Here is a 23,667-nt window from a genome sequence, read left to right as displayed (position 1 = left end):
CGGCCCCCGACTCCAGGACGCCGAGTCCGCATCGGTGAGGCATCGCCTCACCCCGGCCGGTCGGCGCGCGCTCCCCTCCCCCGCGCGCCGACCGGCCCGTCAGCGGCGGCCCCGGGCGATGCCCGGATTCGTCAGGGTCGCCAGCCAGGGCGGGCGGAGCCGGACGGTCGGGGCGTCGTCGGGCCCGAACAGATCTCCGGCGAAACCGGTCCGCTCCGGGCGCGGCGGGGACGCCGCTCGGCCGCCGTCGAGCACCACCACGCGGTCCGCTTCGGCGGCCAGGTCCAGGTCGTGGCTGATCAGGATCGTGGTGCGGGTGCGGGCCAGGCGGCGCAGCGGTTCGACGACCCGGCGGGTCGACGCGCGATCGAGGCCGTTGGTCGGTTCGTCCAGTACCAGCACCGGGGCGCGGCGCAGCACCGCGCGGGCGATCGACAGTCGGCGGCGCTGGCCGCCGGAGAGCAGGGCGCCGCGTTCGCCGATGACCGTGTCGTAGCCGTCCGGGAGGCGGCGGACGAACTCGTCGGCGTCCGCCTCGCGGGCCGCCGCCACGATCTCGTCGCGCGTCGCGTCCGGGGCGCCGAAAGCGATGTTGTCCGCGACCGTGCCGTGGAAGATCGCGACCTCCTGCGGGACCAGGGCGATCGAGTCGCGCACCGCGCGCAGCGGCAGGTCGCGCAGGTCGACGTCGTCGAGCAGCACGCGTCCCGCGTGCGGGTCGTAGAACCGCAGCAGCAACTTGGCCAGCGTCGACTTCCCCGCGCCGCTCGGGCCGGTGACCAGGACGAACTCGCCGGGGCGCACGTCGAGACCGAAGTCCGCCAGCGCGGGGCGGTCCGCTCCCGGGTAGCCGAAACCGACGCGCTCGAACCGGATTCCCCTGCTGCGCCGAGCCGGGAGCGACGCGCGGCCGGTGTCCGCCACCGCCGGGCGCTGGTCCATCAGCTCGATCAGCCGCTCCGAACCCGCGCGGGCCGCGGTGACCGCCATGGTGATCTGCCCCAGCTGCTGCAACGGCTGGTACAGGTAGCCGAGGTAGGCGGCGAACGCGATGAGGCCACCGATGGTGATGCGCTGCGCGGAGATCTCCCACACGCCGACACCGATGATCAGCAGCACGCAGACCGTCTCCAGCACCGTGACCACCGGGGCGTACAGCGCCGACAGGCGCGCCTCGGCCAGCTTGGCGCCGAACCAGCGCAACGACTCCCGGTGCAGCCGCTCGCCCTGGCTGCGCTGCTGGTTGCAGGACTGCACCAGCTCGACGTTGGCGATCCCCTCGGCCACCACGGAGCTGATCGCGCCGTTGGCGTCGCGCTCCTGCCGGGACGCCGTGCGGATGCGGTGCGAGAACTTCCGGGCGACCAGCCAGAAAACCGGGGCCAACAGCAGGGCCAGCAATGCCAGGTCCCAGCTCAGGTACAGCGCGGCGCCCGCGTAGAGCACCACGCTGAACAACGCCGAAACAGTTTCGAGCATCCCGGATCCGACGAGTCTTTCGACGGATTCGACGTCTCCCGACAGGCGCGCCACGAGATCACCCGTGCCGCGCCGCGCGAAGAAGTCCGGCGACAGTTCCTGAACGTGGTCGAAAACGTGCGCCCGCAGTTCCAGCAGGAATTTCTCCGCCGCCCTCGACGTCAGGTACGCACCGCCGAAGGACGCCGCGGCGCCCACCACGGCCGTGCCGAGCCAGGTCATCCCCGGCTGCCAGAACGCGGACAGCTTCCCGGTGGTCAGCGCGTCGTCGGTGAGGACCTTGAACATCCACACCGCGACCGTCTCCATCACCGCCGCGACCACGAACAACACCGCCGCGACGAGCAGTTTTCGCCGGTCTCGGTGCAGGAACGGCCAGAACCGGCGGAAGATCTCGCGCACTCCCGGTTGGGCCAACTCCGACCTCCTCGCAGAGCGGGAGGGCCCGCGGTCGAGCGGACCGCGGGCCCTCCCGGTCGATCACCGGCGCGGCGCGGGCGCCGGGAACGGCGCGGGCTTCGGGGCCGGACGGGGGTGGTGCTTCTTCTTCGGGAGCGGAAGCGGGAAAGCCATGATCATCTCCTCGAATTCGTCAGTTCGTTTCAGCGGCGCTCACCGGGGAAGGGCGGACGCGGGTGCTTCGGGGGAACCGGACGCGGGTGCTTCGGGGGCAGGGGAAGCGGGAAACCCATGTTTTCCTCCAGAGTCGGTACTTTTCGTTTCCGCCGCGGCTTTCCGCCGTCGACACCACCGAATCTAGGCAGGCCGACGGGCCGATTCGACGCGATTTCCCGCAGAGAACCCTGGAAATTCGCTGAACGTCCGCAGCCGATTCCTGAGCGCCGCGAATCGTGCGGTCACCTCGCAACGGGTTCCCAGCCGGTTCCCAGGCTCGGGGAGTATCAGGCCAGATCGAGGTCGTAGCGGAGTTCGTCCAGCTCCGCTCCCCACTGGCGCACCGGGTGCCGCTCGGCGCGGCGGAACCCGGCGTCGGTGTAGAGGCGCGCCGCGGCGTCCAGGCCGCTCACCGTCCACAGCACCACCCGCGCGAACCGCTCCCGGCGCGCGTGGTCCAGCAGGGCGCGCAGCAACCGCCGTCCCACGCCGCTGCCGCGAGCCGACGGGTCGACCAGGAACCAGCGCAGTTGAGCGACGTCGTCGCCCTCGTCGGTCAGCGCGATGGTGCCGACCACCTCGCCGTCGCGTTCGGCGAGCCACAGGCGACCGGGCTCGCGGGCGGCCGGGGCGTCGCGCGCTGCACCGAGCGCGGCGGCGAACCGGGCGAGGCCGTGGGCGACGTGGGCCTCGAAGCGCTCGTCGAAACCGTGCTCGCGCGCGTAGCACTCGCCGTGCATCGCCAGCACCGTCCCGAGGTCCCCGGGGCGGGGGCCGGTGCGGAGGTTGATCCCGACCATGGTGGGCTCCAGGGGTGAAACAACTGTTTCACCCCTACGCTAGCAGCGGGAACGGCAGGAGAACAGACATGCAAGACCGGCGGGCGGAACTGCTCGGCAAGCTCCTGGAGTACTCGGCGGACCACGGCCTGTCCGAGACGTCGCTGCGCCCGCTCGCGGCCGCGGTCGGCTCCAGCCCGCGGATGCTGCTGTACTTCTTCGGCTCCAAGGAGAACCTGATCCGCGAAGTGCACCGGCACGCCCGCCGGGTGCAGTCGCAGTTGCTCGCCGAGGCGGTGGCCGACTGCACCGACCGGACCGAGGCGCTGCGGGCCCTGTGGCGGTGGCTGAGCGATCCCGCGCACCACAACGTCATCCGGTTCTTCTTCGAGAGCTACGCGAGATCCCTGCACGCCGACAACGCGTGGGACGGGTTCGGCGAGATCAGCGTGCACGAGTGGCTGCCCCGCCTGCGGCAGGTGCTCGGGGGCTCCGACGCCGAGGCGACGCTGGTGCTCGCGGCACTGCGCGGACTGCTGCTCGACCTGCTGGCGACCGGGGAGACCGAGCGCGTCGACGCGGCCTTCGAGGCGCTGCTGCCCAGCCTGTGAGATGGCCAACGCCGCGGAATAGCCCGCCGGGGTCCGGAAGTCGTAGGTGCACGTGAGCCATCTCTTCGAACCGATCAAGATTCGCGACGTCGTCATCCGCAACCGGGCGTGGGTGTCGCCGATGTGCCAGTACTCGGCCGTCGACGGCGTGCCCAACGACTGGCACCTGGTGCACCTGGGCCGGTTCGCCGTCGGCGGCGCCGGGCTGGTCATCGTCGAGGCCAGCGGTGTCGTGCCGGAAGGCCGCATCAGCCCTGGTGACACCGGGATCTGGAACGACGAGCAGGTCGCCGCGTGGCGGCGCATCACCGACTTCGTGCACGAGCAGGGCGCGGCCACCGGCATCCAGCTCGCGCACGCCGGGCGCAAGGCGTCCACGGCCGCCCCGTGGGAGGGCGGCGCGAGCGTGCCCGAGTCCGAGGGCGGCTGGCAGACCGTCAGCTCCACCGACCAGCCGTTCGGCGACCTGACCGCGCCCCGGGCGCTGACCCGCGACGAGATCGCCGCGCTGCCCGAGCAGTGGGCCGCCGCCGCGCGCCGCGCCGACGCCGCCGGGTTCGACGTCGTCGAACTGCACTTCGCACACGGGTACCTGGCGCACCAGTTCTACTCGCCGCTGGTCAACGACCGGACCGACGAGTACGGCGGCAGCTTCGACAACCGCGTCCGGCTGCTGCTGGAGATCACCGAGGCGGTCCGCGAGGCGCTGCCCGCGGGCAAGCCGCTGTTCGCCCGGATCTCCGCGACCGACTGGGCCGAGGGCGGCTGGACCGGCGACGACTCGGTCAAGCTGGCCGGCCTGCTCGGCAGCCGGGGCGTCGACCTCGTCGACACCTCCACCGGCGGCGCCGTGCCGGACGCCGAGATCCCGGTGCGGGCCGGGTACCAGGTGCGGTTCGCCCGGCAGATCCGCTGGGAGGCCGAGGTGCCGACGGCGGCCGTCGGGTTGATCACGTCCCCGGAACAGGCCGAGGAGATCGTCTCGTCCGGCTCCGCGGACGCCGTCCTGCTCGCCCGCGAGCTGCTGCGCAACCCGAACTGGCCGCTGCACGCCGCCGACCGGTTGCGCGCCGATGACCTCTGGCCCAAGCAGTACGAGCGCGCCCGGCCTTGATTTGAGGGCTCGTCTCCGAACTCGTTTTGGGTGGCGGTGCCGGTGGCGGAACCTCAGCGGCCCGCCCGTCACCCGACCACCGCCCCCACGGAGGCGCTGCGCGCCGCTGTGCTCATCGGAGAACCCGCGGCGGTGCAGGTTGCTTGCGTACTCACCGGAAGAGGAAGCGGCTGGCGCCGCTTGTCTGGTTCTTCGGACTTGAAGTGCTGTGCTGAACATGAACGCGGCCCCTCCCGGATGGTGGGAGGGGCCGCGGTGTCGTGCGTCAGTCGGCGAGTTGGGCCTGCCACATCCAGTGGGCCTTCTCCAGGTCCCGGGCGATGGCGATGAGCAGGTCCTGGGTGACCAGGTCCGTCTTGTCGGTCTCGTCGATGCGGGCGCGCAGCCGCCGGATCACCGACTCCAGCGCGGACACGATCGCCTCGATGACCTCGCGGTCATCGCGCCAGTCCGACTCGAACTTCGGCAGCCCCGAACCCTCGGCGACCGTCGCGGCCCGGCCGTCCGGCGAGACACCGAGAGCCGCCGCGCGCTCGGCGACGTCGTCGGCGAAGCCGCGCGCCGACGAGACCAGTTCGTCGAGCTGCAGGTGCACCGACCGGAAGAACTTGCCGATGACGTTCCAGTGCGCCTGCTTGGCGACCAGGTGCAGGTCGATGAGGTCCAGCAGGGTGCCCTGCAGGACCTTGCCGGTGATCTCGCGGTCCTGATCGCTCAACGGGCTGGTGATCGGGGCCGTCTTGGATGCCGTCTTCTGGGCCATGAGCGCCTCGTCCTCCCTCATGCGTGCACGGTCCACCCGAGGGTGCTGCCACTCGACTACCCGCGCATGCCGAGGCGCTATGCCCGTCAGCGGCGGGCGAAGTCGACGACCTGGTGACCGATCGTGCGCAGCGTCGTCGCGACCTTCTCGTCGGCGCACTCGCCGCCCGGCTCGAACTGGGTCTCGGCGGAGTTGACCGCGCCGCCCAGCGGGGTCGGCCAGCCGCGCAGCGCGTGCACCACCGAGCGCAGCGCCTGGAGCGTGGTGACCGTGGCCTGCCAGCCGTAGGCGGTGCCGATGCAGCCCACCGCCCGTCCGTCCAGGTAGGGGCGCTCGTCGTGGCGCAGGTCCTCGGCGTAGTCGAGGGCGTTCTTGATCAGCCCGGAGATCGTGCCGTGGTAGCCGGGAGAGGCGAGGATCACACCGTCCGCGCGGCGCAGCGCCTCGACGAGCTCGACGGCGGCGGTGGTGCGCTCGGTCACCTGGGGGTCGTAGAACGGCAGGACGAGGTCGCTCCCGGTGATCGCGTGGACCTTCGCCCCGGCGTCGCGCGCCCCCGCCAGCGCGGCGTGCAGCGCGCGCTCGGACTGGGAGTCCGGCCGGACCGAACCTCCGATTCCCACCACGGACACCGTCATGCAACCGATCCTTCCATCGTTCCCGCCCGTCGCCCGACCACCACCCCCCACGGAGGCGCAGCCGCGCCACGGCACTACCCGTCGCCCGACCACCACCCCCCACGGAGGCGCAGCCGCGCCACGGCACTACCCGTCGCCCGACCACCACCCCCCACGGAGGCGCAGCCGCGCCACGGCACTACCCGTCGCCCGACGGAGGCAGCGGTCACGCTACGACCTGGAGCGCGGTGGAGGTCAAAACATCGAGCACTTCGCTACTTGCGGGTAACCTCAGCGTGTCCGTCGTCACCCGGGAAGGTCCACCCATGTCGAAGGCCCTCGAACTCGTGCAACCGTTCGTCGAGTCCGCCGCGGTGCGCGGCATCTTCGCCCTCCCGAGGCCGCTGCGGCGGCTCATCGCGGGCAGCCCGGTCCGGCTGGACGGCCAGGAACTGGCGCTCGACGCCCAACTGCTGCTCAAGCTGCAACGGCTCAGCGGGCAGGACCGGTTGTCCGCGTCGAGCCCGGAGCTCGCCCGGGAGGGCATGCGGCGGTCGACCAAGCTCCTCGGCCGGACCCCGCTGCCGGGCGTCGTGGTGGCCGAACGGCGCATCCCGACGCCGGACGGCCCGCTGGCCGCCCGGGTGTACCGGCCGCGGGAACTGACCGAGCCCGGCGAGCTCATGGTGTTCTTCCACGGCGGCGGCTGGGTGATCGGCGACCTCGACACCCACGACGACCTGTGCCGCTTCCTCGCCCTGCACACCGGCATCCGCGTGCTGTCGGTGGACTACCGCCTCGCGCCCGAGCACCCCTTCCCGGCCGCGTTCGACGACTGCCTCGCCGCCTACCGGTACGCGGTGGACAACGCGCGCGAGCTGGGCACCGAGCCGGGGCTGGTGTCGGTGGGCGGGGACAGCGCGGGCGGCAACCTGGCCGCCTCGGTCGCCCTGCACGCCACGCGCGCCGGACTGCCCCGGCCGAACCTGCAGTTCCTGCTCTACCCGGCGGTCGACGCCACCACGCGACGCCGCTCGCGCGAGCTGTTCGGCAACGGGCTGCTGCTCACCGAGGAGGACGTGAACTGGTTCGCCGACCGCTACCTGCCCGACGTCGACCAGCGCGCCGACCCCCGGGTGTCGGTGCTGCTGGCCGACGACCACAGTGGCCTGCCGCCCGCCTACGTCGTCACCGCCGGGTTCGACCCGCTGCGCGACGAGGGCGAGGCGTACGCGCAACGCCTCGCCGAGGCGGGCGTGCCGGTGGTCTCCCGCCGGTTCCCGGACCTGGTCCACGGTTTCGCGAACCTGCGCGCGATCGGCGGCCGGTTCCAGGAGGCGCTGTTCGAGATGGTCGGCACGCTGCGCGCATCGCTCGCCCTGCACCGGACCCCCACCTCCGACGAGGACACCGTGCCCGGCTGACCCGGCGGCCAGGACCTCGATTCCCATCTTTGAACCTGGTCACCGGCGACCATGGCAAGCGGCGAAGCCGCTTTCTCTTTCGGTGCGCGGTCTCGCAACCTGCACCGCCGCGGGTTCTCAGCGGTCGTCTCGCGAGGACAGCCCCGACGTGGTGTAGGGGGGCTACATGATGTCGGGGCTCCCGGAGCCGATGTGACCGTGGCGCGAAGCGCCTCCGTGGGGGGTGGTGGTCGGGTGACGGGCGGGCCGCTGAGGTTCCGCTCCCGGCACCGCCACGCAGAGCACCCCGAAACACTCCCTAACCGTTCAGGAGTTCCCGGAGGCGGGCAAGCAGGTCCTCGCGGTTGGCGCAACCGAGGCGCTGCTTGATCCGGCCGATGTGGTGCTCGACCGTCTTGGCCGAGATGAACAGGCGCTTGCCGACCTGCTTGTAGGTCAGGCCCGCGAGCACGAGTTCGGCGACCTCCTTCTCCCGCTCGCTGAGCACGTCGGCGCCGTCGCCGACGGCGCGGGGGCGCGGCGGCTTGCCCTGCAACGCCCGCGCGCACTCCAGGAGCCCGAGCATGGCGCGCCGGTCGGTCGTGCGGATGGCCGCCTGGCCCGCGAGGCGGGCGCCGTCCCAGGCGAGCCCGGCGGAGTGCAGCGCGCGGGCGGCCTGCTCGGCCTCGTCCTGGGCCACCTGGCCGGACAGGATGCGCAACCAGGTGCGGGCGCCGTCGGCGAGCGCAGCGGCCAGCGGGTTGTGGTCCGCGACGGCTTCCAGGTCGGACGCGTGGCGCCGCGCCACGTCCAGTTCCTCCAGCACGACCGCGGCCTGCAGGCACTTCCACGACAGCGGGGCCTTCCACAACGGCGGATTCCCCAGCCGTTCCAGGAGTTCGCGGGCTTCCTTCAGGTAGGGCGCGATCCAGTCCAGGTCGCGCAGCCGGGCGGCCGCGACGACGAACTCGCCGAGCGGCAGCAGCGTGAACAGGTCGACCGGGTGCTCGGCGGCCGCCTGCCGGGCCAGGCCGCGGGAGACCGTCAACGCGGCCATGTCGTTGTCGCGACTGGCGATCCCGGCCTGCAACGCGGTGGCGAGCAGGCGGTCGCGCGCCGCCGACTCCCCGGCTTCGGCGAGCTTGGCGCGGGCGGTGACGGTGTCGCCGCGCACCAGCGGCAGCCATGCGGCGAGCAGCTGGTGGCGGGCCCGCAGCAGCGGACCGCCGGCGCCCGAGTCCAGCGCCCTGTCCAATGTGGACTGCGCAACGTCGAGTTCGCCGCAGTGCAGCGCGACCAGAGCAGCCGCCGCCGCGGGCGTTTCCGGGACCAGCGCGTCGCGCCCGACCGGTTCGGACAACGACGCGGAACGGACCAAAGTGGACAGCGCCGTGGTGGCCGATCCGGTGACCGACTCGCGCACGCCCTCGGCGAGCTGCACCGCGGCGCCGGACATCGACGTCGGCGGACCCGCGTCGGCGGGCGAGCGCAGCAGTTCGTCCGCCTCGGCGAGCCGACCGGTCCCGATGAGGCCGACCGCGGCGTAGGCGCGGTCCCCGGGCCAGCGCAGGTGCTCGGCCGACCACCGGCACAGCTCGGCGGAACGCGCCAGCAGCCCGCGGTGCGCGAGCACCGTCGCGGCCACCTGCACGCCGAGCTCCCGGTCCGGGACGGTCTCGTCGACGATCATCCGGTCGGCCAGCCGCAGCGCCTCGTCGAGGTCCCCGCTCTCCGCCGCGGCCCGGGCCCGTCGGGCCGCCACCGCCGTCGCCGGGGTGCCGGCGGACACGGCCGCGTCGAACAGCTGCCGGGCCAGCTCCGGCGCCTGCGGCAGCGCCTCGTCACCGGCGCGCTCGAACGCGGTCGCCAGCGTCGCCTCCGGGAGCAACGCGATCTCCGCCCCGAGCAGCGGCCGGACCAGCGGCAGCACCGGACCGCCGCGCGCCAGCTGGGTTTCCACGAGCCGCCGCACCACGCGCAGGCGCCGCTCCCACGGGGTCAGGCGCAGCACCGCCGCGCGCACGACCGGCAGCAACCCGTCGTCGGCGTCGACCAGGCCGCCCGCCCGCACCGCCTCCAGCGCGGAGGCGACGGTCGCGGCGTCCAGGTCGAGCAGGGCTCCGATGAGCTGGGGGTGCGGGGTCGCGCCGACGGCCATCGCCGTCACGCAGTCGCGAGCGGCGTCGCCGAGCAGGTCCAGGTCGTGCTGGAACCGGTCGAGCGCCCGGTCGGGCAGCCGGGGGGCGAGTTCGCCGGGCTCGGTGGCGGCGAGCACCCGGGCGACGAACAGCGGCACTCCCCCGGTCTGCTCGCACAGCCAGCCGACCCACTCCGGCGGCGGCACCGCGCCCAGCGTCCGCCCCGCCAGCTCGGCGACCTCGTCCGGCGCGAGGCCGGACAGCAGCACCGGTGCGCCGAGGTCCCCGATCAGCTCGGCCAGCGCGGCGGACCGCGGTCCCGGCCGGTAGGCGACGACCAGCCGGACGCCCGGTTTCCGCGCGGTGGCGCGGAGTTCGGCCAGCACCTCGTCGTCCAGCCGGTGCGCGTCGTCGACCAGCACCGCCCCCTCTGCTGCGCGGTCGAGCGAGTGCACGTCCAGCACCGGCACTCCGGCGTCGCGGTAGATCCGGGACAACCGTTCCAGCAGCGTGGTCTTGCCGCAGCCACCGGCCCCCTGGATCCCGGCGACGATCGGGGCGGCCGGATCGGCGGCGACCACCGACCGCAGCCCGGCCGCGGAGGAGTCCGGCACCGGGGTGGGGCGGGAGGTCATCGAACGGCTCACTCCGGAAGTCCTCCTCGGGGGTCGGGGCGTACGGGGCTCAGTGCTGCAACGGGCTGTGCACGGCGTTGAAGATGCCGCCGAGCGGGGAATGCGGGTTGATGATCGTCAGCACCACGCCGACGATGATCAGGACGGCGGCCACCGACAGTTTAATGATCTTCACGCGCCGTTCCCGCTCCTCGTCGGGCGGCTCGATCGGCAGCGGTTCCACTTCCACCGGCGGACGCGGGGCGGCGGCCGGTTCCTCGTCGAAGATGTCCGGATCGGACTCGGGGCCCTCGATCCGCATGAGCACGCTCGTCTCGGCCGCCGCCTCCTTGTCGGTGTCGGCGGACAGCACGCGCACCGCCGCCTGCGCGGCACCGGACGCGGCGGCGAGTTCGGGGGCCACGTCGACCTGCGGCGGGAGGCTGAGCCGTTGCGCCACCAGCTGTTTGAGCAGCGGGGTGCGCGCGGTGCCGCCGGCCAGCACCACCGCGCCGAGGTCCTCGGGGCTCAGCGAAGCCGACTGGACGGCCTGGATGAGCAGCTCGGGCACCCGTTCCAGGTGCGGCCGGGCCAGCTTCTCGTACCGGGTCCGGGACAACGCGAACTCGGTGCGCAGCTCGGGCAGTTCCACGCGGATCTGCACGCCCGGCTGGTGGGACAGCGCCTCCTTCGCGCGGACGCACTCGGCCCGCAGCCCGGCCAGCGCCGCCCGCTGCGCGGGATCGCCGACGTCCAGGGACTCCAGCTTGGCGCCGAACTCCGCGCGGACCGCCGCGAGGACCTCGTCGTCGAGGTCCTGCCCGCCGGGGTGGTCGGACTCCAGCGGCGGGCCGACGATGTCGAACCCCGGCTGCCTGCGCCGCAGCACGGTCGCGTCGAAGCCGCTGCCGCCGACGTTGCCGACGACGATCGCGCTGTCGTCCTCGACCCGCTGCTTGCCCGCGTAGTCCAGGGCGACCGCCAGCGGTTCGGGGACCATGGTCACGTCCCCGAGTCCGAGCTGCGCCAACGCCTGCTGCACCAGCAGGATCCGGTGCGGGCCCCAGGCGGCGCTGTGCGCGACGGCGATGTGCTCGGGCGGGTGGCCCTGGCGGTTCGCGACGACGTCGGCGACCCACTCGACCATGGTGGCCACCAGCCGTTGGGCCGGGACGAACTCGCTGCCGACGAGCACCGGCAGGTCGTCACCCACGCGTTTGGTGAAGTCGCGGACGACCCATTCGTGATACGCCAGCTCCTGGCGGCGGGCCGCCTCGCCGGCGACGAACGAGCCGTCCTGGACCCGGCACAGCACGGTGGGGACGGGAAGGACCGGCGATGGTCCCGCGGCGCCGCCCAGCGGGACCGGAACGGCCGCTGACCAGCGACTGCCATCGCGTCGGGCGATGGCCGCCGACGTCGCGGTGGCTCCCACGTGGATCCCGAGGACGTAAGGCATGCAATCCCTTCGTGTCCGACTCGCCCACTGTCGGGTGATTTCAATCCCGCCGGCGCGGAGTGCAGACAATCTAGCGCGCACCCGATTACTCACCGGGTCCGGATACCCCTACCGACCCCCTAACGGGCCACCGACTCGATCCCCTAATAGGGGCGAACCTAACTAGGAGTCGTTCCCGATGGCTCGGGGGTCGCGGATCAATAACGTGATCGCAGGGAGTGAGGGACCGTGCACGACCTCACTCGGTCGCACCCAGCCGAGTCAGCTGAGCAACGGGAGGCCCATCGATGGCGAACTCTCAGCACGCTCCAGGGCGAGCCGAGTCCTTCACTGCCGACCCCGGGGCGCAGGCCGAGTCGGGCCACCTGGGCCAACCGACGCTGTACGAGTTCCTCACCAGGCTCGTCAGCGACCCGGCGGCCAGGTCGGCCTTCGACGCCGATCCGCACGGCGTGCTGGCTCAAGCCGGACTCGGGGACATGAGCGCGACAGACGTCCTGCAGGCAACGTCGCTGGTACTCGACTACGCGCCGGTCGAGGTCGTCACCGAATACGACCGCTCACTCCAGAGCAGCGTCGAGAAGTTCGCTGCGAGCACCCAGCACGTCGCGATCAACCAACTGCATCCCGCACATCCGCACGAGCAGGAAGAGCAGACAATGCTGCACAACACCCCTGAGCAGAACCCCGACTTCGGCAAGGGCGGCGACGTCGACCAGCACATCGACAAGCCGTCCTCGGAGCACAACACCAAGATCGACATCGACCAGCGCGACTCGCACAACCTGGTCAACATCCACGACGTGGCCAGCCACAACAACATCGGCAACGTCGTCGGCAACACCGTCGGCAACGTCGGCGACACCGTGTCCAACACGGTCGGCCACGTGACCAACACCGTGAACCACGCCGTCGACACCGGCGCGGGCTTCGGCGCCGGCGCGGGCAACGTCCTGCACGGTGACGTGACCAACGTCGTCAACAACGTCACCACCGGCGACATCACCAACGTCGCGCACAACGCCCCGGTCGTGGGCGACGTGACCAACGCCGTCGGCAACGTCGGCGACGCGGTCCACAACATCGCCGGCAACGCCCCGGTCGTCGGCAACGTGGCCGACACCGTCCAGAACGTCGCGGGCCACGCCCCGGTCGTCGGCGACATCGCCGGTGCCGCCGGCCACGCCGACGCGGGCGCCCTGCCGACCGACGCCGTCACCGGCGCCGTCGACAACGTGACCAACGCGCTGCCGGACGCCCACAACCTGCCGGTCGTCGGCGAGGCCGCGGACGCCCTGCCGGTGCACGACGTGACCTCCGCGCTGCCGGTCGGCGACGTCGCCTCCCACCTGCCGGCCCCGAGCGACCTGCCGGTCGTCGGCCCGGTCGCCGGTGGCGCCGTCGAGCACGTCGCGGGCAACGTCGCCTCGCACCTGCCGGTGGACCACATCCTCTGAGCGCGGTGACCCGCTGAAGCATCCGCCGGGTCCGCGGCCGTCGAGCCGCGGACCCGGCGTTTCGCGCGAAACCGACACCGGATTTTCGGTTTTGACGCCTAGTGTCCACTTTTCGCCTGTGAGTTAACCCGTCCGGGTTTAACCCGTCGCCGCGGCACGCCACAATCGACGCCGTGATCGAGACAGCACTGGTGGAACTGATCGATCGCGCGACCGCGGAATGCGCCGAGCAGCAACGCTGCGACCTGCAGAACCGGCTGCGCCAGATCCGCACGCGCGTGCTCGACCCGACGCACCTCGTGCTGGTCGTCGGCGAGTCCAAACAAGGCAAGAGCGCGCTGGTCAACGCCATCGTCAACGCTCCGGTGTGCGCCGAGGGCGACGACGTCAGCACCGTCGTGCCCACCCTCGTCCGCTACTCCGAAGAACCCAGCGCGCAGCTCGTCGAGCACGAGCCCGCGAACGGACCGGCCGCGCTGGACCGGTTCCCGGTGCCGATCGAGCAGGTCCGCGAGCACATCGAGCAAGCGGTCAGCCACGGACGCCCGGTCACCCGCGGTGAGGTCGGCATCCCTCGATCGGTGCTGCAAGGTGGGCTGGCGCTCATGGACACCCCCGGCGTCGGCAGCGTGTCGACGACGTTGACCGCGACCACGCTCGCCGTGGTCGCCGAGGCGGACGCGCTGCTCATGGTCTCCGACGCCACGCAGGAGCTGACCACCAACGAGATCACGTTCCTCAAGCAGGTCACCGCGCTGTGCCCGAACGTCGCGCTGGTGCAACCCAAGATCGACCGCACCCCGCACTGGCGGCGGGTGCTGGAGGTCAACCGCAAGCACCTGAACAACGCCGGCATCGCGGCCAAGATCTTCCCGGTGTCCAACACGGTGCGGATGCGCGCGATGCAGACCCGGAACAACTCGCTGAACACCGAGTCCGGGTTCCCGCCGCTGCTGGAGTACCTCAAGACCGAGATGGCCGGTCAGCACGACCAGCTCACCCGGCGGCTCGTGGCGCACAACGTCGCCGAAGCGCTCAACCAGATCAACACCTCGCTGCGCAACGAACTCGCCGCGCAGAACCCGCGCACCGCCGCGGAAACCCTGGTCGAGCTGGAAACCGCGCAGCGCCGCGCCGAAGAGCTGCGCCGGGTCTCCTCCCGCTGGCAGAAGACGCTCAACGACGGCATCAGCGAGCTCTACACCGACATCGAGTTCGACTTCCGGGAACGCACCTGGGCGGTGATGCACGAGGTCAACGAGGCCCTGGACACCGCCGACCCCCTTGAGGTCTGGGACGAGTTGCAGGACTGGCTGGCCGACCGGCTCACCGACGCCATCGTGGAAACCTTCGAATGGATGGAGAAACGGCGGCAGCGCCTCGCCGAGCAGGTCGCCGACCAGATGCTCGCCGAGCACGCGGCCTCGCTGCCCGACCTGGACCGGGTGCGACCGCCGCACCCGCTCGACGCCGTGCCCGAGCCGAAACTGCCGGACGGCTCCGACTACAAGCGCCTCGACCAGGTGCTCACCAGCCTGCGCGGGTCGTACGCCGGCGTGCTGATGTTCGGCGTCGTCACCTCCGCCATCGGCCTCCCGCTGGTCAACGTGGTGTCCATCTCCGCCGGTCTGCTGCTGGGCAGCAGGAGCCTCAAGGAGGAGAAGGACATGCGGCTGCGGCGGCGCCAGGCCGAGGCCAAGGCCGCCATCCAGCGCTACGTCGAACAGGTCGTCTTCCACGTCAACAAGCAGGCCCGCGACGTCATCCGCGGCGTGCACCGCGCGCTGCACGAGCACTTCACGCAGATCACCGAGGAGGCGCAGGCCGAGATCAGCCGGGCCATCCAGGACATCAAGCGCTCCGCCGAGCGCAGCGCCGTGGACCGCGACCAGCGGGCCCGCGAGATCAAGCAGAAGCTGGAGGAGATCGCGGTGCTCAGCAGACGGGTCACGATGCTGACCCAGAACCGGATCACCGCCGCGTGAGGCCCGCATGAGCACCGAGAACCTGCTGGAACAAGCCCGCGCCCTGCTGATCCGGACCATGACGTTCTACCGGGACGACCCGCGCACCTCGACCTGGCTGCGCGGCCGGGTGGAACGGCTGGACCAACCGCTGCGCATCGCGGTCAGCGGCCGGGTCAAGGCCGGGAAGTCGACGCTGATCAACGCGCTGGTCGGTGAGGAACTCGCACCCACCGACGCCGAGGAACGCACCCAGGTCAACACCTTCTACCAGTACGGACCCGAGCCGAAGATCCTGGTGCACACCCCGCACGGCGCGGTGCAGAACGTCCCGGTGTCCACTTTGGACGCCGGGACGATCCGGGATCTCCAGCACTGGCGGCCGGACGAGGTGGTGCGGCTGGTCATCGAGGCCCCCTCCCCCGGGCTGCAAGCGATCTCGCTCATCGAAACCCCCGGCCTGGCGTCCTCCGCGGTGCAGGAGACCGGCCGGTCCGCGCTGGCGCAGGTGCTCTCCGAAGCCGACGCCGTGCTGTACCTGACGCGGCACCCGCACCAGACCGACCTGCAGTTCCTGCAATCGGTGCACGAGCTGCAGATCGCCCGCAGCGCCCCGATCAACACGATCGTCGCGTTCTCCCGCGCCGACGAGGTCGGCAGCGGTGGTCCGGAGGCGCTGCAGTCCGCGGAGCGCATCGCCGAGCGCTACCGCAACGACCCGACGCTGCGGGCGTTCGCGCAACACGTCATCCCCGTCGTCGGACTGCTCGGGCAGGCCGCCGCGACCATGACCGACGCGGAGCTGACCGCGCTGACCGGGCTCGCGCAGCTCTCCGAGGCCGACCTCGACGCGCTGCTGCTGTCCGCCGACCGGTTCGCCAACAGCACCGGGCCCGAGTCGATCCCGCCCGCCACCCGGCAGCACCTCGTGGCGCGGTTCGGGCACTTCGGCGTCGAGCGCGCGTTGACGCTGATCCGCGCGGGCAGCGGCGACGCGAAGCAGCTGCGCTCCGCGCTGCTGGAGGAGAGCGGCCTCAACGCGCTGCAGGAAGCGGTGCACCAGCAGTTCGTGGAACGGCAGCAAGCGTTGCGCGCCCGCTCCGCGCTGCTGGCCGTGGACATGGTGCTGCGGGCCAATCCGCGTCCCGGCGTGCACCAGTTGCGCGGGGAGTTCGAACGGCTCGTGGCGAACGCGCACGAATGGGAGGAACTGCGGCTGCTGTCCGCATTGGACTCCGGTCAGGTGCGGTTCACCCGGCCGCTGCAAGCCGAGGCCAAGCGGTTGTTGGGCGCCTTCGGCACCGATCCGCGCAACCGGCTCGGCCGCGACGAGAACGCCCTGGCGGTCGACCTCGCCGAGGAAGCCACCGCCGCCCTGTCCCGCTGGCGCGAGCAGGCGGTCAACCCGCTGCACGACCGGACCCACCGCGAAGCGGTCCGCACCGTCGTCCGCAGCTGCGAACGCCTCGTCGCCCAACGCCCCTCCTGACGGCGGGGCGGCGTCGGGCATCCGCAGCCGGTCGAGTCCCCCGGTTCCTCGCGAATCCGGTGGAACCGACGGCGTGGCCCCGGAACAGCGGAAGGCCCGGGAGCGCGGGGCTCCCGGGCCTTCCCGTGGTGGGCACCGCAGTCAGCGGTTCGGCGTCTCCCCTCAGGAGAGGTTCGACTGGACCTTCTCGGCGATCTTGTCACCGGTGTCCTTGTCCACGCTGCGCCAGTAGTCGAAGGCGCGCTCCAGGATCGGCTTGCTCACGCCCTTGGACAGGTGCCCGGCCACGTTGTCGATGAACCGGGCCCGCTGCTCGTCGCTGAAGACGTTGCGGACCAGGGCACCCGGCTGGCCGAAGTCGTCGTCCTCGGAGTGCAGCTGGTACGCCGAGCGGATGACCTCCTGCTCGATGCCGTGCGCGGAGTCGTCCGTGTCGTAGGAGGCGTCGGCGTGCGGGCCGCTGTAGGAGTTCGGCGCGTACACCGGGTCGCCCACGCCGAAGCTGAACCGCATGGAGCCGTCCTTGGCGTAGCTGTTCACCGGCGCGACCGGGCGGTTGACCGGCAGGTCCATGTAGTTGGTGCCGATGCGGTAGCGGTGCGCGTCCGGGTAGGAGAACAGCCGGCCCTGCAGCATCTTGTCCGGCGAGGCGCCGATGCCCGGGACCATGTTGGCGGGCTCGAACGCGGCCTGCTCGATCTGGGCGAAGTAGTTCTCCGGGTTCCTGTTCAGCACGAACCGGCCGACCTTGATCAGCGGGTAGTCGCTGTGCGGCCACACCTTGGTCAGGTCGAACGGGTTGAACCGGTAGTCCGCGGCGTCCTCGAACGGCATGACCTGGACGTACAGCGTCCAGCTCGGGTGCTCGCCGCCCTTGATCGCGCTCCACAGGTCGCGGATGTGGTGGTCGGCGTCCTCACCGGCCAGCCGGTCGGCCTCGGCCTGGGTCAGGAAGTCGTGGCCCTGGTCGGTCTTGAAGTGGTACTTGACCCAGAACTTCTCGCCCGCGGCGTTGACCCACATGAACGTGTGCGAGCCGTACATGTTCATGTGCCGCCAGGTGCGCGGGATGCCCCGGTCGCCCATCAGCCAGGTCACCTGGTGCGCCGACTCCGGGCAGTGGGTCCAGAAGTCCCACTGCATGTCGTGGTCGCGCAGGTGGTTGTCGGCGCGGCGCTTCTGCGACCGGATGAAGTCCGGGAACTTGATCGCGTCGCGGATGAAGAACACCGGGGTGTTGTTGCCCACCAGGTCGTAGTTGCCCTCGGTGGTGTAGAACTTGATCGCCGTACCGCGCGGGTCGCGCCAGGTGTCCGGCGACCCCAGCTCACCGGCGACCGAGGAGAACCGCACGAGGGTCTCGGTCTTGGTGCCCGGCTGGAACACGGCGGCCTTGGTGTACTGGCTGACGTCCTCGGTGACCTCGAAGAACCCGAAGGCGCCCCCGCCCTTGGCGTGCACCACGCGCTCGGGCACGCGCTCGCGGTTGAACTGCGCGTTCTTCTCGATCAGGTAGTGGTCCTGCAGCAGGACCGGGCCGTTCGGGCCGGCGGTCAGCGAGTGGTCGTCGCTGGCAACCGGAATACCAGCGTTGGTCGTCGTGGGTCGTGCCGAACTCACGATCGTCCCTCCTCGTGGTGGTTGCTTGGATCCTCGGTCGCCGAGGACCGACAGTCCGGGCAGTAGCCCCAGAACACGACCTCCGCCTCGTCCACCGCGTAACCGGCCGTCGAGGACGGCGCCAGGCACGGGGCCGCGCCCTGCACGCAGTCGACGTCCTCGGTCCGGCCGCACGCGCGGCACACCAGGTGGTGGTGGTTGTCGGCGGTCCGGGCCTCGAACCGCGCCGGGTGCCCGGCCGGCTCGATGCGCCGCAGCAGCCCGGCGCTGGTGCACGCGTGCAGGACGTCGTAGACGGCCTGCGTCGACACCGAGCCGAGTTGGCGGCGTACCGCGCTCGCCACCTGGTCGGCGGTCGAGTGCGGATGCCAGGCCAGCCACCGCAACACCGCGAGACGCGGTTTGGTGACCCGCAACCCCGCAGCGCGCAGCCGCTCGCGCGGGTCCTGGGCGCCGGCGGAGTTGTCGCCGGTGGTCACGTTGGGGGTCATAGCGAGGCCCAGTATGCCACGGCCAAACTGGAATCAGTCAAGAAAACACTCGGAGGTGTTCCTCGCACCCTCCTCCCGGACGTGCAGCGCGGCAGGGCCGCGGGGACCACTCGGCAACGCGGTGGCGGACGCAACACCGGATCGGCGCGCTCCGATCGGCGGGCGCAGGCCCGCTGCGGCCGTCCCGGACTCGACCGGGGGCGCTTCGGGAGCGACGTCAGCCGCTCGCACCCCGCGACCCGCACCGCCCGCACCGCCCGCGCGGCACAGGTCCGCAGCCAGGCGCTCAGGCCAGGTCGAGGTCGCGCAGCGTCTCGTGCAGCCGGTCCACGAGCGGACGCCGGTGTGCCATCTCGCGCACCGCCTCCGGGTCGGGTTCCACCGTCCGCTCCGGACTGACCAGCTCGGCGGCGTGCTCCAGCGTGTCGAGCACGCCCAGCGCCCGCCAGCCCAGCAGCACCGCGCCCAGGCCGGAACTGCCCTCGGCCAGTTGCAGGTCGACGTCCAGCGCGGCGGCGACCGCGTCGGCCCACAGCTGACTGCGGAAGCCGCCTCCGGTCGCGCGGACCGCCCGCACCCGGACACCGGAGTCCGCGACCGCGTCGCGGACCAGCGCGAGCTGCTGCGCGACGCCCTCCACGACCGCCCGGGTCATCTCGGCCCGGCCGTGCGAACGCCGCAGCCCCAGGAACGCACCGGTGAGCCCCGGCTCCCACCAGGGCGCCCGCTCGCCCAGCAGGTACGGCAGGGCCATCAGACCGTCCGCACCCGCCGGAACCTTCAGGGCTTCCTCCAGCAGGTCACCGACGTCCACGCCGAACGCCTCGGCCGCCCACTGCCCGACGACGGCACCGTTGCTGACCGCACCACCGATCACCCACAGACCGTCGGCCAGCGCGTAGCTGAACGTGCGGCAGCGCTCGTCCACGCCCGGCCGCTCCCGCGTCACGCGCAGCGCGCCGCTCGTGCCGAGCGACAGCGCCGCGACGCCCGGGCGCACCGCGCCGACGCCGAGGTTGGCCAGCGGACCGTCCCCGCCGCCGAGCACCACCGGCAGCCCCACCGGGAGCCCGGTCGCCTCCGCGACCCGCGCGCGCAACGGCAACACGTCGGTCGGCGACTTGATCTCCGGCAGCTGGTCGGCGCTCACCCCGGCCACCCGCAGCGCGGGTTCGTGCCACCGCAGCGACGCCATGTCCTGCAGCCCGCTGCCCGACGTCAGCGAGTAGTCGGTGACGAACTCGTCGACGTACGCGGAGAGCACGAAGTCCTTCAGGGCGCACCACCGGCTCGCCCCGGCGGCGAGATCACGTCCCTGCCCGGTCAACCAGGCCAGCTTCACCATGACCGACTGGGTGTGCACGGGAGTTCCGGTCGCGCGGTGCAGGGCCGACGCCGTCCCGGGCTCGGCGCGCAACCGTTCCGCCACCGCGGTCGCCCGGGTGTCCGCCCAGTTGAAGGCCGGGGTGACCGGAGAGCCCGCCGCGTCCAACCCGACCAACGTGTGCATGGCCGTGCTGAACGACAGCGCCTCCACCCGGTGACCGCGCTCCCGCGCCCACGCCGCGCAGTCCGCCAACGCGCGGATCGAGGCGTCGCGGACCTGGACCGCGTCCTGCACCGCTTCCCCGGACTCGTCCGTGCGCAGCGGATACCCGACCTCGGTCTGGTGCAGCAGGTTCGCTTCCCGGTCGGCCGCGACGACCTTCGTCGCGGTGGTGCCGAGATCGATTCCGAGGACGACCGGAGCAGGACTCATGACCCAAACCTATCCGGCGCGCGACCGCCGACCGGCGCAGGCCGCTCACCCCGACGGCGCAGGTGGTCGCCGCGCCAGCACGTCCAGGTCGAGGCTGAGCTCGAACGGTTCCCGCACCTCGTACCGGCCGCCGCCGTGCCAGGCGACGGAGTAGGCCGAGCCGGACAGCCGGTAGTCGGTCAACGTCACGGGCGGGCCGACGTCGACGATCCAGTACAGCGGAATGGCCGCGCCGGCGTACTCGTACCGCTTGGTCACCGCGTCGAGGCAGCGCGAACCGGGGGCGCTCACCTCGACCACGCCGAGCAGCTCCGAGGCGTGCAGCATCGCGCGGTCCTCGTCGATCGCCCGGGCCGACGCGACCACGACGTCCGGCACCCGGACCGTGGGCGGCCACCGCTCGGCGACCACGACCTCCACGCCGAACAACGCCTCCCAGTCCGCCGGGAGCACGCGGTCCAGCGCGGCCGCCACGGCGGTGACCATGCGCTGGTGCAGCACACCCGGCCGCGGAGCGCCGGTGAGCACGCCCTCCTGCAGCTCGTAGTGCCGCGAGTTGTCCTCCGGCAGAGCCGCGAACTCGTCCAACGTCAACAGGTGATCAGGCCACGGAGTGATGTACATGACACCACTGTGGCCAAGCCGCGGGCCGATCTCCAGGAATCGACCACGCAAACACACGTTCGAATGAATCAAGGGAGAAGAGCGCCTCCCCGCTCCCGCAGGGAGGCGCTCCTCGCTCAGCTCACCAGGGTCTCGGCGATCTCGTAGGTGTTCAGCGCCGCGCCCTTGCGCAGGTTGTCCCCGCACACGAAGAAGTCCAGCGTGTTCGGGAAGTCCAGGGCCTGCCGGACCCGCCCGACGTAGGTCGGGTCCGCGCCGACGACCTCAGCCGGGGTCGGGAAGACCCCGTTGTCGTGGTCGTCCCGCAGCACGATCGACGGCTGCGCGTCGAAGACCTCGCGCGCCCGCGCCACGCTGACCTCGCGGTCGAACGTCGCGTGCACCGCCAGCGAGTGCGTGGTGACCACCGGAACGCGCACGCAGGTGGCCGACACCTTCAGGTCCGGGATGCCCAGGATCTTGCGGGACTCGTTGCGGACCTTCAGCTCCTCCGAGGTCCAGCCGTCGTCCTTGCGGGACCCCGCCCACGGCACCACGTTGAGCGCCAGCGGCGCCTTGAACGGCGTCTCCTCCGGCAGCCCGGCCGCCGCCAGCGCCTCGGCGACGTCACCGCCGCGCACGCCGACCTGCTTGCCCGCGACCGCCTCGATCTCCGCGTGCAGCCGGTCGATGCCCTCCTGACCAGCACCGGAAGCCGCCTGGTACGAGGAGACGACCAGCTCGCGCAGCCCGAACTCGCGGTGCAGCGCGCCCAGCGCGGCCATCATCGACAGGGTCGTGCAGTTCGGGTTGGAGACGATCCCCTTCGGGCGCTCGTGCACCTTCTCCGGGTTGACCTCCGGCACCACCAGCGGAACCTCGGGGTCCATCCGGAACGCGCCCGAGTTGTCCACCGCGATCGCGCCGCGCTCGGCGGCGATCGGCGCCCACTGCGCGGACACCTCGTCCGGTACGTCGAACAGGGCGATGTCCACCCCGTCGAACGCCTCCGGCGACAGCTCCACGACGGTGCTCTCGGCCCCGCGCACGGTGATCTTCTTGCCCGCGGACCGCGCCGAGGCGATGAGCCGGATCTCGCCCCACGGCACGGATTCGCGGTCGTTGATGATGTCGATCATCACGGTGCCCACCGCGCCGGTGGCACCCACGATCGCCAGCGTCGGAGCCATCAGCGACCACTCCCCGCGTAGACCACGGCCTCCTCGTCGCCGCCGAGGTCGAACGCCTCGTGCAGCGCGCGCACCGCGTCGTCGAGCTGGGTGTCGCGGACCAGCACGGAGATCCGGATCTCCGAGGTGTTGATGATCTCGATGTTCACGCCCGCGTTGGACAGCGCCTCGCAGAAGGTGGCGGTGACGCCGGGGTGCGAGCGCATGCCCGCGCCGACCAGCGAGACCTTGCCGACCCTGTCGTCGTAGACGACCTGCTCGAAGCCCAGCTCGTCCTTGATCTTCTCCAGCTCGGCCACCGCCTCGGCGCCGTTGCTGCGCGCCACGGTGAACGTGATGTCGGTCAGCCCCGAATCGGTGCTGGAGACGTTCTGCAACACCATGTCGATGTCGATCTCGGCGTCGGCGACCACCCGGAAGATGCGGCCCGCGACACCGGGGTTGTCCGGCACACCGCGCACGGTGACCTTGGCCTCCGACCGGTCGTGCGAGACGCCGGTGATCATCGCCTGTTCCACGGAAAGGTCCTCCACTGAGCCGGACACGATCGTTCCGGGCTTGGGTGAGTAGGAAGAGCGGACGTGCAGCGCCACGCCGTAGCGGCGGGCGTACTCGACGGCGCGCAGGTGCAGCACCTTGGCACCGGTGGCCGCCAGCTCCAGCATCTCCTCGTACGGGACGCGTTCGAGGTGCCGGGCGTTGGGCACGATGCGCGGGTCGGCGGTGTAGACGCCGTCCACGTCGGTGTAGATCTCGCAGACGTCGGCGTTCATCGCCGCCGCCACCGCCACCGCGGTCGTGTCCGAACCGCCGCGCCCGAGCGTGGTGATGTCCTTCGTGTCCTGGGAGACGCCCTGGAAACCCGCGACGAGCACCACCTGCCCCTGGTCCAGCGCCTCCTGCACGCGACCGGGGGTGACGTCGATGATCCGGGCGTTCTGGTGAGCCGAGGTGGTGATCACTCCGGCCTGCGAGCCGGAGAACGACCGGGCTTCCGCGCCGAGGGCCTCGATCGCCATCGCGACCAGCGCGTTGGAGATCCGCTCGCCCGCGGTCAGCAGCATGTCCAGCTCCCGCTCCGGCGGGGCCGGGTTGACCTGCTGGGCGAGGTCGAGAAGCTCGTCGGTCGTGTCCCCCATGGCAGAACACACGACGACCACGTCGTTGCCCGCCTTGCGGGTCTCGACGATGCGTTCGGCAACCCGTTTGATGCGATCAGCACTTTCGAGTGAGGAACCGCCGTACTTCTGGACGACGAGCGCCACGTGAAACAAACCTCCTCGATCCGTGCGGTCGCCCCGGGTGCGGTTTGTCCCCGCACTGACACCGGGTGGACGAAGGGACCGGCGCGCTGCGCCGGGGAGCCCCGCGACCGGGCGGAGGGCAGCGCCGGCCACCGGGTCGGCCAGTGGCCGAAGCGGCCTCTACCAGGTCGCTCCGCTGCTGGACCAGCCTACCGAACAGGCAGGGGTGGACCCCACTCCCGCGATGCCTGACTACCC

At 71.7% G+C, this 23,667-nt stretch carries 18 protein-coding genes; 6 read left to right on the top strand and 12 right to left on the bottom strand.

Going from position 1 to position 23,667, the window contains the following annotated elements:
- Window positions 1–99: 99 nt before the first annotated feature.
- Together NV263_RS01170 and NV263_RS01165 are read right to left on the bottom strand one after the other, a co-directional pair.
- Window positions 100–1,896 carry an ABC transporter ATP-binding protein gene (locus tag NV263_RS01170; RefSeq protein WP_263250485.1) on the bottom strand — a complete coding sequence of 599 codons (1,797 nt, stop codon included), beginning with the start codon at window positions 1,894–1,896 and terminating at the stop codon, window positions 100–102.
- 485 nt (window positions 1,897–2,381) lie between these two features.
- Window positions 2,382–2,894 (bottom strand): GNAT family N-acetyltransferase, encoded by a 513-nt coding sequence (locus NV263_RS01165; RefSeq protein ID WP_263250484.1) that lies wholly within the window; start codon window positions 2,892–2,894, stop codon window positions 2,382–2,384.
- A 68-nt stretch (window positions 2,895–2,962) separates the two neighbouring features.
- Here NV263_RS01165 and NV263_RS01160 point away from each other — a divergent pair, with 68 nt between their 5' ends.
- Both NV263_RS01160 and NV263_RS01155 read left to right on the top strand, forming a co-directional pair.
- Window positions 2,963–3,484 (top strand): TetR/AcrR family transcriptional regulator, encoded by a 522-nt coding sequence (locus NV263_RS01160; protein WP_263250483.1) that lies wholly within the window; start codon window positions 2,963–2,965, stop codon window positions 3,482–3,484.
- Window positions 3,485–3,536: 52 nt separating this feature from the next.
- Window positions 3,537–4,598, top strand: a complete 1,062-nt coding sequence (locus tag NV263_RS01155; protein ID WP_263250482.1) for an NADH:flavin oxidoreductase/NADH oxidase — start codon at window positions 3,537–3,539, stop codon at window positions 4,596–4,598.
- A 265-nt stretch (window positions 4,599–4,863) separates the two neighbouring features.
- Here NV263_RS01155 and NV263_RS01150 read toward each other — a convergent pair whose 3' ends face one another.
- Window positions 4,864–5,361 carry a Dps family protein gene (locus NV263_RS01150; protein ID WP_263253985.1) on the bottom strand — a complete coding sequence of 166 codons (498 nt, stop codon included), beginning with the start codon at window positions 5,359–5,361 and terminating at the stop codon, window positions 4,864–4,866.
- Window positions 5,362–5,447: 86 nt separating this feature from the next.
- Window positions 5,448–5,999, bottom strand: a complete 552-nt coding sequence (locus NV263_RS01145; RefSeq protein ID WP_263250481.1) for an NADPH-dependent FMN reductase — start codon at window positions 5,997–5,999, stop codon at window positions 5,448–5,450.
- Window positions 6,000–6,304: 305 nt separating this feature from the next.
- Here NV263_RS01145 and NV263_RS01140 point away from each other — a divergent pair, with 305 nt between their 5' ends.
- The gene (locus NV263_RS01140; RefSeq protein ID WP_263250480.1) at window positions 6,305–7,402 is read left to right on the top strand and encodes an alpha/beta hydrolase; all 1,098 of its coding nucleotides are present in this window, start codon (window positions 6,305–6,307) and stop codon (window positions 7,400–7,402) included.
- A 298-nt stretch (window positions 7,403–7,700) separates the two neighbouring features.
- Here NV263_RS01140 and NV263_RS01135 read toward each other — a convergent pair whose 3' ends face one another.
- Window positions 7,701–10,166 carry a LuxR C-terminal-related transcriptional regulator gene (locus tag NV263_RS01135; RefSeq protein WP_263250479.1) on the bottom strand — a complete coding sequence of 822 codons (2,466 nt, stop codon included), beginning with the start codon at window positions 10,164–10,166 and terminating at the stop codon, window positions 7,701–7,703.
- A 37-nt stretch (window positions 10,167–10,203) separates the two neighbouring features.
- Window positions 10,204–11,592 carry an Hsp70 family protein gene (locus NV263_RS01130; RefSeq protein ID WP_263250478.1) on the bottom strand — a complete coding sequence of 463 codons (1,389 nt, stop codon included), beginning with the start codon at window positions 11,590–11,592 and terminating at the stop codon, window positions 10,204–10,206.
- Between the two features lie 287 nt (window positions 11,593–11,879).
- On the opposite strand from NV263_RS01130, the gene NV263_RS01125 reads away from it, so the two are divergent.
- From NV263_RS01125 to NV263_RS01115, 3 genes are all read left to right on the top strand, one after another.
- Window positions 11,880–13,049, top strand: coding sequence for an IniB N-terminal domain-containing protein (locus NV263_RS01125; protein ID WP_263250477.1), 1,170 nt, complete (start codon window positions 11,880–11,882; stop codon window positions 13,047–13,049).
- Window positions 13,050–13,222: 173 nt separating this feature from the next.
- Window positions 13,223–15,034, top strand: a complete 1,812-nt coding sequence (locus NV263_RS01120) for a dynamin family protein (protein ID WP_263250476.1) — start codon at window positions 13,223–13,225, stop codon at window positions 15,032–15,034.
- A 7-nt stretch (window positions 15,035–15,041) separates the two neighbouring features.
- Window positions 15,042–16,502 (top strand): dynamin family protein, encoded by a 1,461-nt coding sequence (locus NV263_RS01115; RefSeq protein WP_263250475.1) that lies wholly within the window; start codon window positions 15,042–15,044, stop codon window positions 16,500–16,502.
- A gap of 162 nt (window positions 16,503–16,664) precedes the next feature.
- On the opposite strand, the gene NV263_RS01110 is transcribed toward NV263_RS01115, so the two are convergent.
- The 6 genes from NV263_RS01110 to NV263_RS01085 all read right to left on the bottom strand — a co-directional run bounded on the left by NV263_RS01110 (window position 16,665) and on the right by NV263_RS01085 (window position 23,430).
- Complete coding sequence (locus tag NV263_RS01110) at window positions 16,665–18,122, bottom strand: catalase (protein WP_263250474.1); 1,458 nt, start codon at window positions 18,120–18,122, stop codon at window positions 16,665–16,667.
- Window positions 18,119–18,613 carry a Fur family transcriptional regulator gene (locus NV263_RS01105; RefSeq protein WP_263250473.1) on the bottom strand — a complete coding sequence of 165 codons (495 nt, stop codon included), beginning with the start codon at window positions 18,611–18,613 and terminating at the stop codon, window positions 18,119–18,121. Before NV263_RS01105 ends, NV263_RS01110 begins: the two co-directional genes overlap by 4 nt.
- Before the next feature lie 286 nt (window positions 18,614–18,899).
- Complete coding sequence (locus NV263_RS01100; RefSeq protein WP_263250472.1) at window positions 18,900–20,372, bottom strand: gluconokinase; 1,473 nt, start codon at window positions 20,370–20,372, stop codon at window positions 18,900–18,902.
- A gap of 45 nt (window positions 20,373–20,417) precedes the next feature.
- The gene (locus NV263_RS01095; RefSeq protein WP_263250471.1) at window positions 20,418–20,996 is read right to left on the bottom strand and encodes a Uma2 family endonuclease; all 579 of its coding nucleotides are present in this window, start codon (window positions 20,994–20,996) and stop codon (window positions 20,418–20,420) included.
- 116 nt (window positions 20,997–21,112) lie between these two features.
- Window positions 21,113–22,165 (bottom strand): aspartate-semialdehyde dehydrogenase, encoded by a 1,053-nt coding sequence (locus NV263_RS01090; protein ID WP_263250470.1) that lies wholly within the window; start codon window positions 22,163–22,165, stop codon window positions 21,113–21,115.
- Window positions 22,165–23,430 carry an aspartate kinase gene (locus tag NV263_RS01085; RefSeq protein WP_263250469.1) on the bottom strand — a complete coding sequence of 422 codons (1,266 nt, stop codon included), beginning with the start codon at window positions 23,428–23,430 and terminating at the stop codon, window positions 22,165–22,167. Before NV263_RS01085 ends, NV263_RS01090 begins: the two co-directional genes overlap by 1 nt.
- Between the last annotated feature and the right edge of the window lie 237 nt (window positions 23,431–23,667).

This window comes from Saccharopolyspora rosea, from assembly GCF_025643595.1.
Lineage (GTDB): Bacteria > Actinomycetota > Actinomycetes > Mycobacteriales > Pseudonocardiaceae > Saccharopolyspora > Saccharopolyspora rosea.
The sequence above is the reverse complement of the archived record's forward strand: the minus strand, read 5'-3'. Positions and strand labels throughout refer to the sequence as shown.

Coding starts and splice junctions, on each gene's coding strand:
- NV263_RS01125 (WP_263250477.1), top strand. CDS start 11,880: ATGGCGAACTCTCAGCACGCTCCAGGGCGAGCCGAGTCCTTCACTGCC.
- NV263_RS01165 (WP_263250484.1), bottom strand. CDS start 2,894: ATGGTCGGGATCAACCTCCGCACCGGCCCCCGCCCCGGGGACCTCGGG.
- NV263_RS01100 (WP_263250472.1), bottom strand. CDS start 20,372: ATGAGTCCTGCTCCGGTCGTCCTCGGAATCGATCTCGGCACCACCGCG.
- NV263_RS01140 (WP_263250480.1), top strand. CDS start 6,305: ATGTCGAAGGCCCTCGAACTCGTGCAACCGTTCGTCGAGTCCGCCGCG.
- NV263_RS01130 (WP_263250478.1), bottom strand. CDS start 11,592: ATGCCTTACGTCCTCGGGATCCACGTGGGAGCCACCGCGACGTCGGCG.
- NV263_RS01160 (WP_263250483.1), top strand. CDS start 2,963: ATGCAAGACCGGCGGGCGGAACTGCTCGGCAAGCTCCTGGAGTACTCG.
- NV263_RS01145 (WP_263250481.1), bottom strand. CDS start 5,999: ATGACGGTGTCCGTGGTGGGAATCGGAGGTTCGGTCCGGCCGGACTCC.
- NV263_RS01150 (WP_263253985.1), bottom strand. CDS start 5,361: ATGGCCCAGAAGACGGCATCCAAGACGGCCCCGATCACCAGCCCGTTG.
- NV263_RS01105 (WP_263250473.1), bottom strand. CDS start 18,613: ATGACCCCCAACGTGACCACCGGCGACAACTCCGCCGGCGCCCAGGAC.
- NV263_RS01090 (WP_263250470.1), bottom strand. CDS start 22,165: ATGGCTCCGACGCTGGCGATCGTGGGTGCCACCGGCGCGGTGGGCACC.
- NV263_RS01115 (WP_263250475.1), top strand. CDS start 15,042: ATGAGCACCGAGAACCTGCTGGAACAAGCCCGCGCCCTGCTGATCCGG.
- NV263_RS01095 (WP_263250471.1), bottom strand. CDS start 20,996: ATGTACATCACTCCGTGGCCTGATCACCTGTTGACGTTGGACGAGTTC.